Origin of the sequence: Plesiocystis pacifica SIR-1, from assembly GCF_000170895.1 — a bacterium.
Taxonomy (GTDB): domain Bacteria; phylum Myxococcota_A; class Polyangia; order Nannocystales; family Nannocystaceae; genus Plesiocystis; species Plesiocystis pacifica.
Window position 1 is genome coordinate 53,327 of record NZ_ABCS01000055.1, and the last position, 10,733, is coordinate 64,059.

Here is a 10,733-nt window from a genome sequence, read left to right on the forward strand (position 1 = left end):
GGGGCGCGAACCACTCGACGTAATCCATGGCTGCCATCGCATCCTCCGATGCGCACATCAGTGCCCAGACCACGAGAACGGGCCCTCTGCCTATTTAGCCGTCGTGGACGACGCCACGCCCTCCCTGCCCCACGTCCACGACTCAGGCCGTGTGAAGCCGGCTCATGACCCGCGCCGCGAGGCGGAGCCTGGTTCACCGTGCGTTCGACAGTGAAGCGAATGGCGATTCGACGCTCGCGGGCTCAAAAGCGGTACTCGACGATGAGCGGGAGCACCTGCAAGGGGAGCACGAAGCCCGCGAGGTTGTCCGAGTCGCTCGCGGCCTCCTGGCGCTCGCGGTGCACGGCCAGGCCGGGGCGGAACTCGATGTCGAGGCCGATGGCGAGCTCGCGGAGCAGGAAGAAGCGGACGCCTGCGGCGGCCTGAATGCCGAGGGTCCAGGTCAGCTCGCGGGTCTGCTCGCGGGTGCCGCCCAGGCGCGGGTAGTACCAAAAGCCGCCGGCCAGCCCGGCGCGGAAGGTCGGCACGATCCACGGCTTGTCCTCGATGAACAGCTTGTAGGTGTAGCCCACCGCGATGTCCATGCCGGCGACGGTGCCCGCCTCGCATGTCCCGGCCTGGGTCAGCCCGCAGCTGTCCATGCCGAAGGTCTCCCAGTTGCCGCGGTCGAACAGCGCCGCGACGTTGACGTGCGCCCAGTGGGCGCGGTGCAGCTGGCGGTCGTACTGAAAGGCCAGGCGCGCCCGGGGGTAGAAGCCCTTGCGGGTCAGGCCGAACTGCATGGGACCGTGGAAGGAGAGCGCGTTTCCGCCGTAGACGAAGTCCGGCATCTTGCTCTCGCCGGTGGTCGAGTTCGTCCCGCCCGGTCGCGTGTTCAGCGTTTCCTTGGTCGGGGCTGGACCGGCGAGGGCTTCGCCGCTGGTCAGGGGCGCCGAGGCGAGCCAGAGCGCCGCGCCCATCAGCACGGCACGGAGGAGCAGGAGCGCCCGGGGCAGGCGCGGGGAGAGCGAGGACTTGGGGGCGGTCGACATCGCGGGGCCTGTGGAGTTGTAGCGGACGCGCGCGAGACCCGAAACCTTCGCGCGATTCTGTCGCGCAGATCTCTCCTAGAACCACGATCAGGTCAGGCGATTCCCGGCGCCGCGGGGTTTGGGCACCCCCCGAGCGGGTATCGAAGCTGGAGTGATTCCGGGCGCTGCGGGCTGCGAGCCCCGGGAAATCGGCTACTCTCTCCCTCCGACGATGGGTCTACTCCTCCTCATCGGCCTCGCGGGGGTCTCCGCCGTCCTCGCCCACCACTTCGACCTGCTCCGGGACGCAGCCTGGCTGGTGGGGGTCAGCCTGGTCGGCGCGTTGGCCCTGCTGACCGCCCACCCGGACCTGACGATCCTCGCCGAGCCCCGCGCGGACGAGGTCTGCGGGGCCGAGGGTGAGGAGGGCGCCGCCGAAGACCCGAACCTCGAACGCATCGGCATCGACGAGGCGAAGGCCCTGCTCGGCAAGCCCGGGGTCACCTTCATCGACGCCCGGGCGACCTCGCTCTACGAGTACGCGCACATCCCCGGCGCCGTGAACCTCCCGGCCCCCGACGCCGAGGTCCTGCTCGAGATCCAGTCCCTGCCCATCGCCCCCGACGCCCAGGTCATCACCTACTGCGACGGGGGCTCGTGCGAGCAGTCCAACTTCCTCGGCGCCGTGCTCGAGAGCCGCGACCTGTGTCGTTCCGTCCGCGTCCTCGATGGCGGGTGGCAGGCCTGGACCGCGGCCGACGGCGAGACGGTCCAGGGCCCGACCCGCTTTGGCTCGGGCATGTCGAGCTCGGAGGTGTCGCCGTGAACGCGCTCGCCACTGCTTGGGCCGAGGCCGAACCCCGCGACCGCGCCCTGCTCGTCGCCGGGTGGATCGCGCGGGTCGTCGTCGGCGGCGTGTTCATCTACGCGGGCGGGCTCAAGCTCCTCGACCCCCTCGCCTTCGCCGAGGACATCGCCAACTACCAGGCCTTCCCGGACTGGAGCCTCAACCTCGCCGCGACCTTCGTGCCGATCGCCGAGATCGTCGGCGGCCTCGCCGTGCTCACCGGCTTCAAGCGACGCGCCGGCGCGCTCGTACTCGGCGCGCTGACCGTGGCTTTTCTCGGCCTGATCGTCTCGATCATCGTGCGCGACATCGATTTGGCCTGCGGCTGCTTCGGCGAGGCCTCCGAGGCCAGCGCCGTCGGCTGGCCGCTGCTGATCCGCGACGTGGGCTTGCTCGCGGCCATCGGCCTCGCGTTTTGGCCGCCCGAGCTGCGCGGCGCCAGTGAGGATGAGCCGGAAGCTCAGCCGGGCGAGCGCTAGCTCTCACGCCCACGCCCGCGCGGCGCCGTCGCAGCTGGCGCGCCGTGTTATCGATGGTCCATGGCGTCGAAGGACCCGCGTACCTACCTCCTGGGCATCGATCACCTGCTGACCGAAGACGAGCGGCTGACCTGGAAGGCCGCCCACGACTTTTGCCAGTCCCGGGTCATGCCGGTGATCGAGAAGCACTACGAGGCCGGGACCTTCCCCAAGGAGCTCATCCCCGAGTTCGCCGAGATGGGCTTTTTGGGCTGCTCCCTCGAGGGCTACGACTGCGCCGGCCTCAACCCCGTCGCCTACGGCACGATCATGCTCGAGCTCGAGCGCGTGGACTCGGGCATCCGCTCGTTTTGCTCGGTCCAGACCGCCCTCGCCATGTACCCGATCTGGGCCTACGGCACCGAAGAGCAGAAGCAAAAGTGGCTGCCCGGCATGGCCCACGGCGAGCTCATCGGCTGCTTTGGCCTGACCGAGCCCAACTCCGGCTCCGACCCCGGCTCCATGCGCACCCACGCCAAGCAGGAGTCCGAGGGCGGCGACTACATCTTGAACGGTCAGAAGATGTGGATCACCAACAGCCCGATCTCCAACTTGTGCGTGGTCTGGGCCAAGACCCTCGACTTCGGCAGCGACGCCCCGGTGATCCGCGGCTTCGTCGTCGAGCGCGGCATGAAGGGCCTGAGCACCCCCGAGACCCACGGCAAGCTCAGCCTGCGCGCCTCGATCACCGGCGAGATCGTCCTCGACGACGTGCGCGTGCCCAAGGAGAACATGCTCCCGGGCGTTCGCGGCCTCAAGGGCCCGCTCAGCTGCCTGACCCAGGCCCGCTACGGCATCGGCTGGGGTGGCGTCGGCGCGGCCATGGACGTCTACGAGCGAGCCCGGCGCTACACCCTCGAGCGCGTCCAGTTCGGCAAGCCCATCGCCGGCTTCCAGCTGACCCAGCAAAAGCTCGTCGAGATGCACAACGCCATCGGCAAGGGACTGCTCCTCGCCCACCACTGCGGCCGCCTCAAGCAAGAGGGCAAGCTCGACCCGGTCCAGGTCAGCTTCATCAAGCGCGACAACATCCAGCTCGCCCGCGAATGTGCCAAGACCGCCCGGACCATGCTCGGCGGCAACGGCATCATGGGCGAGTTCCACATCATGCGGCACCTGTGCAACCTCGAGACGGTCTACACCTACGAGGGCACCCACGAGATTCACACCCTCGCCATCGGCCGCGCGCTGACGGGCCTCAGCGCGTTCAACTGATTTAGACCCCCCGCAGGCGCTTTCGCCTGGGGCCGCAGCGGACCTGCCTTTGGCAGGTCCTCTCCTCGCTGCGCTCGTCGGGCGGGGTCGTTCGTGGGTTCTAGACCGCCCGAGGTGCCCCCCTGGGAGGGGGGCGCTTTGGCGGGCCAGCGAACGCTCTCGATTTGCCGATTCGAGCGACCGCTTCTGGTTTGCGTTTCACTGCGGGTTGATACATTGGATCGAGGTGTCGATCCGGAAGTTGGAGCCCGAGCCGCAGCGCTCGGCGTGGAACACGTCCAGCGGGTAGTACTGCCCGGCGACGAGGCCCAGATCGTCGAGGAAGATCGTCCCTTCGACCGGGCCGTGCAGGCCGCCCAGATCCAGGGCGAGCATGCCGTCGATGAACACCCAGACGTCGTCGTCGCCGATGTAGGTGAATTCCTGCCCGGGCTGATACTCGAACTCGACGTGGATCTCGGTGGTGAACGCCCCGTTCCAGTTGGGGTAGGTCTCGCCGCCGTAGTTTGGCGTGGTGTTGTTGCCAAAGCCCATGTCGGTGAGGGGGTAGAACATGTTGTCCGCGAAGCTGTAGACCCCCGAGCCCGGGAAGGTCTCCTCGAGCACGATCTCACCGTCGAATTCCATGTTCACGCCATCGGTGGTGTTGTACCAAACCGAGAAGCTGTCGGAGCTGTTGATCTGCGGGTTGGAGCCGTTCCAGCCCGGCAGCGGCGGGCCGGGGTTGGGGTTGTAGACGGGCTTGTTGTCGGCGCCGAGGGTCTGCATGACCAGGTCCGGGCGCGCGCCGTTGCCCCACATCTGGCAGCCAAAGTCGGGCTGCATGGGCTGGAAGTCGCGGTAGACCGGGAAGATGGTGGTGCCGCAGGGGTCCTCGCCGGTGGTCGTGCCGGTGTCTTCCTCCATGCCGGTGTCCTCCTCCATGCCGGTGTCCTCTTCCATGCCGGTCTCGCCGGTCCCCGAGTCGGAGCTCTCGGAGTCGGAGCTGTCGGAGGAGTCGCTGCTGTCAGAGGAGTCGGAGCTGTCGGAGGAGTCGCTGCTGTCGGAGGAGTCGGAGCTGTCGGAGGAGTCGGTGCCGTCGGTCGAGCCCGTCGAGCCCGTCTCCGTGCCGACCTCGTCGTCGGTGCTCGTCGAGTCCCCGCTGTCGCCGGACTCGCTGTCGCCCGTGTCGACGGCGGCCTCCGAGCCCGAGTCGCCGCTGTCGTCGGAGCAGGCCGAGAGACCGAGGACGAGGGCAGGGGCGAGGGGGAGGACGAGGGCGTGGAAATGGCCAGGCTTCAAGCGCATGCTAGCCAGCATGTACCCGGCCCCGCGTCCTTGCTAGCGCTAATTCGCGGCTGGCACCCGAGGATCGCCGGGGCCCCGACGGCGCAAACTGCTCGGGGGCGAGAAGGCCCTTCGATGGCCGTTCTCAGGAGCCTGGTAGGAAAGAGACGGAGTGCCTGGGCAGGGTCACGCCCTGGCCCATGAGCACCGTCGCGCCCCAGCGCTCCAGCCACAGCGTGTCGCGGCTGCCTGCGCGGTAGACGTAGGTGCTGACCCGGGACTGGCCGGGTCGCCCGTGGGAGCCGATCGCCGCGACGCTGGCCTGGCCGCGGCGGGACAGGGCGAAGACCTTGGGCTGGTCCGGAGGTTGGATGTTGCGCGGGGGCTCGCCGGCGAGGTTGTGGCCCTCGACGGGCTCGACGCTGATCCACTCTTGGGTGTCGAGGGAGCCGATCAGCCAGCGCCGGCGCTCGCCGTCGGCCATGATCACCACGAGGGTCGTCACCGTGCCTTCGCGCAGGCGCAACAGCCCCTCCACGAGGAAGTCGCCCTCGGCGCGGCCGTCGAGGGCCTCGATGAGCACGACGTCGCCGACGCGCAGCCCGTCGATGTCGAGCTCGGCCGCGTCGCGGGGGGCATGGCTGGCGGCGAGGGCGGCCATGCCCTGGCCGTTGGCGAGCGAGGCCTGGAGGCGATCGGCGACGTGGGCTCGGACTTTCTTCACGGAATCGTCGTTGGAGGGGATGCCGCTCGCCACGGCGAGGGCCAGGGGGGGCTCGCCGCCCTCGAGGGCGCGGTTGCTCTCACCCCAGTCCCGGAGTCGGCGAGCCGCGATCACACCCCCCCAGAACGCACCGGCGATGAGCATGGCAGCGACGAGGGAGGGGATGAACATGGGGGTGCGCGTGATCCGGGCGTGAGGCGACGGTGAGAACTCGGTTGCACACCACGCTGGTGGGCCGCGCAGTGGATGTCCAGCATACACCGGCGCCGTGCAGAGTCGACCGCCCAGCCCACTGGGGGTGCCGAGGATCCTTGACCGTGTCCATGGCCGTGGATACAAGCCCAACGGCGGCACGCCAGCTGCGACTTTCGAGTAGCCGGCGCTGACGCTCAACGAGCGCACGCATGCAAGCAACTGCCTGGGAGCCTGAGGGTGTCGAGGCGCTCCTCGACTCGAAGGGAGCGCTGGCTGACCCTGCCGCGGTCAGCGGTCTCGATCTTCGATCTTTCTACAAGCAGCTGGTCGCGGCGCGGATCCTCGACCTCAAGCTCGGCCGATTGGAGCTGCCCATGTGGGCGCCCGCGGCCGGCGAAGAGGCGGTGTCCGTGGCGGTCGGCTCACTCGTCGGTGAGGAGGACTGGGTCTTCGTGGGCAACCGCGACGCGGCCGTGGCTCTGACCCGCGGCCTGCCGCTGACGGAGATCCTGCGTCAGCTGCTGGGCCAGGCGAGCGCGGAGACCCGCGGTCGGGGCCTGCCCGGCTCGCTCAGCTCCCGCGAGCACAAGCTCATGGGCGCCTCGGAGGCCCTCGGCATGAACCTGGGCCTGGCCGTGGGGCACGCCCACGGGCAGCGCCTGTTCAGCCGCGGTCGAGCCAGCGTCGCCATCTTCGGCGAGGGCCTGACGACCACGGGCATGTTCCACGAGAGCCTCGCGCTCGCGCTGGCCCACACCGCGCCCATGGTGTTCGTGTGCAAGTCGCAGCTGTGGCCCGAGGGCGCGCCGGCCGAGGCCGGGCTCATGGGCGACAGCGTGGCCGAGCGCGTGCGGGCCCGCGGGATGTGGTCGCGGCGCTGCGACGGTGCGGACGCCGTGGGCGTGCGCCGGGCGATCGCTGCGGCTCTGCACCGGGCCCACGACGGCGCCGGTCCGGGCCTGGTCGAGGTCGTGGTCACCCCGCTGGCTCAAGACCCGCCGGCCGAGCGCGACCCCGTCGAGCGAGTCCGCCGCTTGCTCGACAGCCGCGGCGAGTGGACCCAGCCCTTCCAGGACGTCACCGAGGCCGAGATCCACGGCCAGCTCGACAAGGCGATCGCGGAGGTGAGCCAGTGAGCGCCCTCAAGCCCCTCGCCCGCCTCCTGGTCGAGCTGCTCCGCGAAGACGAGCGGCGCTGCCTGCTCGGCGAGGACGTCGGCAACGGCGGCATGCTCGGGCTGTCCCGGGCCGTCGCCGAGGACGAGCAGCTGCGCGCCCGGCTCATGCCCGCGCCGCTGACCGTCAACGCCGGCGTCGCCCATGCCGGCGGCCTGGCCCTCGCGGGCCTGCGCCCCATCGTCGTCCTGCCCTCGGCGAGCGCTCTGCTCGAGGCCCTCCCGGCCCTGCGCGAGCTCGGCCGCCTGCCCTGGCGCAGCGGCGAGCAGCACGATCTGCCCGTGCTCTTCGTCGTCCCCAACGGGCCCGGCTTTGGCATCGGCGGCGAGGCGGCGGAGTCCGTCGAGGCCACCCTCGCCCGGGTCCCCGGCCTCGAGCTGTGGGCCGCCGGGCGCATCGAGGAGCTGTGCGCCTGCCTGCGCAGCGCCGCCGAGTTCGACGCCGAGCCGAGCAGCCCTGGGGCGAGCGTGGGCCCGCGCGTTTTGCTGCTCCCGCGCAGCGTCATCGTCCGCGACTTGATCGCCGACATCGACCTGCGCGCTGGCCTCGATCGGCCCCTGACCGCGACCTTGCGCGACGGCGACCAGGCCACGGTGTTCGCCTGGGGCGACGCCCTCGAGCCCGCGCTGTTGGCCGCCGAGGCCTGCGCGGCCGGGGACGAGTCGTCCGCTGGTTACGAGGTCCGGGTCGTCGACGTCGGCCGCCTCGCGCCCCTCGACGAGGACGCCCTGGTCGAGGCCGCCAGCGCCACCGGCAAGCTGGTCATCGCCCACAGCGGGCCGCGCCGCCACGGCCTCGGGGCCGAGCTCGCGGCCCTGTTCGCCGACCGCTCGATCCTCCACCTCGACGCCCCGGTGCTCCGGATCTGCGGCGAGGCCGAGGGCCTGGTCAGCGCCCACGACGAGGTCACGGCCAGCCCCAGCGCGGCCGCCATCGCCGACGCCATCGCCCGAGTCGTCCACTACTAGCTCTCCCTCTCACTCTCCCCGCGTCTACATCCCATGGTCGAATTCAAGCTGCCCGAGATTGGTGAAGGTGTCATCGAAGGTGAGATCGTCCAGTGGCTCATCGCCCCTGGCAACTCCTTCGCGACGAACGATGGCCTCGTCGAGGTCATGACCGACAAGGCCACCATCGAGATCCCCGCGCCCTTTGACGGCGTGCTGCGAGAGCAGCGCGCGGCCGAGGGCGACGTGTGCGCCGTCGGCTCGGTGATCGCGATCCTCGAGGAGGGGGCCGCGGCTTCACCCGAGGCTCCCGCTCCCGCCGCAGCAGCGCCGGCCACTCCGGCCGCGCCCGCTCCGGCTACGCCCGCGCCCACGCCCACGGACTCGAGCATCCTCGCCACGCCGGCGGCGCGCGCCCTGGCTCGGGAGCACGACATCGATCTGGCCCGGGTGCCCGTGGACGAGAGCGGCCGGATCACCAAGTCCGACGTCGCCGCGATCCACGAGCGCGGCGGGCTGCCCCCGGCGGCCGCGCCCGCGGCAGCGTCGGCTCCCGCTCGGGCTCCCGTCGCGGCTGCGCCCGCTCCGGCTCCCGCGGCGAAGCCTGCCCCCGCGCCCGCTCCGGCCCCCGTCGCGCGCCCCTCCGTCGGGCCCCGCGAGGACGAGTACATCCCCTTCCGCGGCATGCGTCGGCGCATCGCCGAGGGCATGGTCAAGTCCTACACCGAGGCCGTCCACTACACCTACGTCGAGCAGATCGACGTCACCAAGCTCGTCACCTTGCGCAAGCAGGCCAAGAAGGCCGCGGCCGAGCAGGGCGTGTCGCTGAGCTACCTGCCCTTCATCATCAAGGCCGTCTGCCACGCGCTCAAGCGCTTCCCCATCGTCAACGCCGAGCTCGACGAGGCCCAAAAGCGCATCGTGCTCAAGAAGCGCTACAGCATCGGCGTGGCCGCGGCGACGGACCAGGGCCTGATGGTCCCGGTCATCCACGACGCCGACATGCTCTCGCTCCTCGACCTCGCCCGCGAGGTCAAGCGCCTGGGCGAGGGGGCCAAGACCGGGCGCCTGGCTCGGGACGAGCTGACCGGCTCGACCTTCACCATCACCAGCCTCGGGACCATCGGCGGCGTGCTGGCCACGCCCATCCTCAACTACCCCGAGGTCGGCATCCTCGGCGTCCACGCGATTCGCAAGGTGCCGGTGGTCAACGACAATGACGAGATCGTCATTGGCCACATCATGAACTTGTCCGTTTCCCTCGACCACCGCGTGGTCGACGGCTTCGAGGGCGCGTCCTTCCTGCAGGAAGTTCGCCGCTACCTCGAAGATCCGACCTTGCTCTTGCTCGCAGGAATCTGAACGACCCCCTCACCGCAATCGAGTTCATCATGGCCACGATCAAGAAACAGGCCCTCATCATCGGCGCCGGCACCGGCGGTTACCCTTGCGCGATTCGCCTCGGCCAGCTCGGCGTCGACGCGATGCTCGTCGAAAAATCAGAGCCCGGCGGCGTCTGCCTCAACTGGGGCTGCATTCCCAGCAAGGCGCTCATCTCGGCGACCAAGCTCTATCACAAGGCGCAGCACGCCGATCACATGGGCCTGAGCTTCGCGGCGCCCAAGGCCGACATGCCCAAGATGCAAGGTTGGAAGGCCGGCATCGTCAAGAAGCTGACCGGCGGGGTCAAGACCCTGGTCAAGGGCTCGGGCACCCAATACGTCAAGGCGACCGCCGAGCTCCTCGGCCCCAACCGCGCGAAGCTGATCTACGCCGACGGCAAGCCCGAGGACATCGTCGAGTTCGAGCACCTGGTGGTCGCGACGGGCTCCGTGCCCATCGAGATCCCCGGCTTCGCCATTGACCAGGACCGCGTCCGCGACAGCACCGGCGCCCTCGACCTCGACTTCGTGCCCGAGCACATCGTCTGCATCGGCGGCGGCATCATCGGCCTCGAGCTCGGCCAGACCTTCCAGCGCCTCGGCACCAAGCTGACCGTGCTCGAGGGCGCGGACCGGGTCCTGGGCGTGTGCGACAAGGACGTGGCCCAGGTCGTCGCCCGCCAGATCAAAAAGGACGGCGGCACCGTGGTGACCAAGGCGATGGCCAAGGGCACCGTCGAGCGCGACGGCAAGCTCTTCGTCCAGGCCGAGTCCAAGGGCAAGCTCGAGGAGTACCCCGCGGACGTCGTGCTCGTCGCCGTGGGTCGCCGGCCCGTGACCAAGGGCTTTGGCCTCGACAAGCTCGGCGTCGAGCTCGACGCCCGGGGCTTCATCAAGGTCGACGCCCGCCAGCAGACCAACGTCGCCAAGGTCTACGCCGTGGGCGACGTCTGCGGCCAGCCCATGCTCGCCCACAAGGCCAGCCACGAGGGCGAGGTCGTGGCTGAGGTCATCGCCGGCAAGAAGACCATCAACGACGCCCGCACCATCCCCAACGTGGTGTTCACCGAGCCGGAGATCGCCTCCGCCGGAATGGGCGAGCGCGAGGCCAAGGACGCCGGTCACGACATCGAGATCGGCAAGTTCCCCTTTGCCGTGAGCGGTCGGGCCATGGCCATCGACGAGACCAACGGCTTCGTCAAGGTGGTGATCGACAAGAAGGACAATCGCGTGCTCGGCATTCACGTCGTCGGGCCCGAGGCGAGCGACCTGATCAGCGAGGGCGCTCTGGCCATTGAAATGGGTGCTTTCGCCGAAGACATCGCGCTTACCGTGCACCCGCACCCCACCCTCGGGGAGGCGGTCATGGAGGCGGCCAAGCACGCGCTCGGCGAGGCAATTCACGTCGGAAACCGTCGTCGCTGAGCGAGGAATCTCGCATTCACAGTGGAGCG

The 10,733-nt window shown here is 69.8% G+C and carries 10 protein-coding genes; 7 read left to right on the forward strand and 3 right to left on the reverse strand.

Annotated elements, in window-relative coordinates; translation table 11 throughout:
* Window positions 1-242 precede the first annotated feature (242 nt).
* Window positions 243-1,031, reverse strand: a complete 789-nt coding sequence (locus tag PPSIR1_RS24895; protein ID WP_006973942.1) for a hypothetical protein — start codon at window positions 1,029-1,031, stop codon at window positions 243-245.
* A gap of 211 nt (window positions 1,032-1,242) precedes the next feature.
* On the opposite strand from PPSIR1_RS24895, the gene PPSIR1_RS43750 reads away from it, so the two are divergent.
* Genes PPSIR1_RS43750 through PPSIR1_RS24910 form a run of 3 tightly spaced genes read left to right on the forward strand, consistent with a single transcriptional unit; the run spans window position 1,243 to window position 3,590 of the window.
* Window positions 1,243-1,836, forward strand: a complete 594-nt coding sequence (locus PPSIR1_RS43750) for a rhodanese-like domain-containing protein (RefSeq protein WP_006973943.1) — start codon at window positions 1,243-1,245, stop codon at window positions 1,834-1,836.
* Window positions 1,833-2,336, forward strand: a complete 504-nt coding sequence (locus PPSIR1_RS43755) for a MauE/DoxX family redox-associated membrane protein (RefSeq protein ID WP_006973944.1) — start codon at window positions 1,833-1,835, stop codon at window positions 2,334-2,336. Before PPSIR1_RS43750 ends, PPSIR1_RS43755 begins: the two co-directional genes overlap by 4 nt.
* Window positions 2,337-2,396: 60 nt before the next feature.
* Window positions 2,397-3,590 carry an acyl-CoA dehydrogenase family protein gene (locus tag PPSIR1_RS24910; RefSeq protein WP_006973945.1) on the forward strand — a complete coding sequence of 398 codons (1,194 nt, stop codon included), beginning with the start codon at window positions 2,397-2,399 and terminating at the stop codon, window positions 3,588-3,590.
* Between the two features lie 198 nt (window positions 3,591-3,788).
* Here the strand turns inward: PPSIR1_RS24910 and PPSIR1_RS43760 are convergent, their stop codons facing one another.
* Both PPSIR1_RS43760 and PPSIR1_RS24920 read right to left on the reverse strand, forming a co-directional pair.
* On the reverse strand, window positions 3,789-4,877 hold the full coding sequence (locus PPSIR1_RS43760; RefSeq protein WP_157595950.1) for a fibro-slime domain-containing protein: 1,089 nt from the start codon (window positions 4,875-4,877) through the stop codon (window positions 3,789-3,791).
* Window positions 4,878-5,001: 124 nt separating this feature from the next.
* Complete coding sequence (locus PPSIR1_RS24920; protein ID WP_006973947.1) at window positions 5,002-5,751, reverse strand: DUF4178 domain-containing protein; 750 nt, start codon at window positions 5,749-5,751, stop codon at window positions 5,002-5,004.
* A gap of 233 nt (window positions 5,752-5,984) precedes the next feature.
* Between PPSIR1_RS24920 and PPSIR1_RS24925 the strand changes: the two genes are divergently transcribed.
* From PPSIR1_RS24925 to lpdA, 4 genes are read left to right on the forward strand one after another with little or no spacing between them, the layout of a single operon-like run.
* On the forward strand, window positions 5,985-6,911 hold the full coding sequence (locus PPSIR1_RS24925) for a thiamine pyrophosphate-dependent enzyme (RefSeq protein ID WP_006973948.1): 927 nt from the start codon (window positions 5,985-5,987) through the stop codon (window positions 6,909-6,911).
* On the forward strand, window positions 6,908-7,918 hold the full coding sequence (locus PPSIR1_RS24930) for a transketolase C-terminal domain-containing protein (RefSeq protein ID WP_006973949.1): 1,011 nt from the start codon (window positions 6,908-6,910) through the stop codon (window positions 7,916-7,918). Before PPSIR1_RS24925 ends, PPSIR1_RS24930 begins: the two co-directional genes overlap by 4 nt.
* A gap of 33 nt (window positions 7,919-7,951) precedes the next feature.
* Window positions 7,952-9,259: a dihydrolipoamide acetyltransferase family protein gene (locus PPSIR1_RS24935; protein ID WP_006973950.1), complete on the forward strand. Its 1,308-nt coding sequence runs from the start codon at window positions 7,952-7,954 to the stop codon at window positions 9,257-9,259.
* A 29-nt stretch (window positions 9,260-9,288) separates the two neighbouring features.
* Window positions 9,289-10,704, forward strand: a complete 1,416-nt coding sequence (gene lpdA, locus PPSIR1_RS24940) for a dihydrolipoyl dehydrogenase (protein ID WP_006973951.1) — start codon at window positions 9,289-9,291, stop codon at window positions 10,702-10,704.
* The last annotated feature ends 29 nt before the right edge of the window (window positions 10,705-10,733 follow it).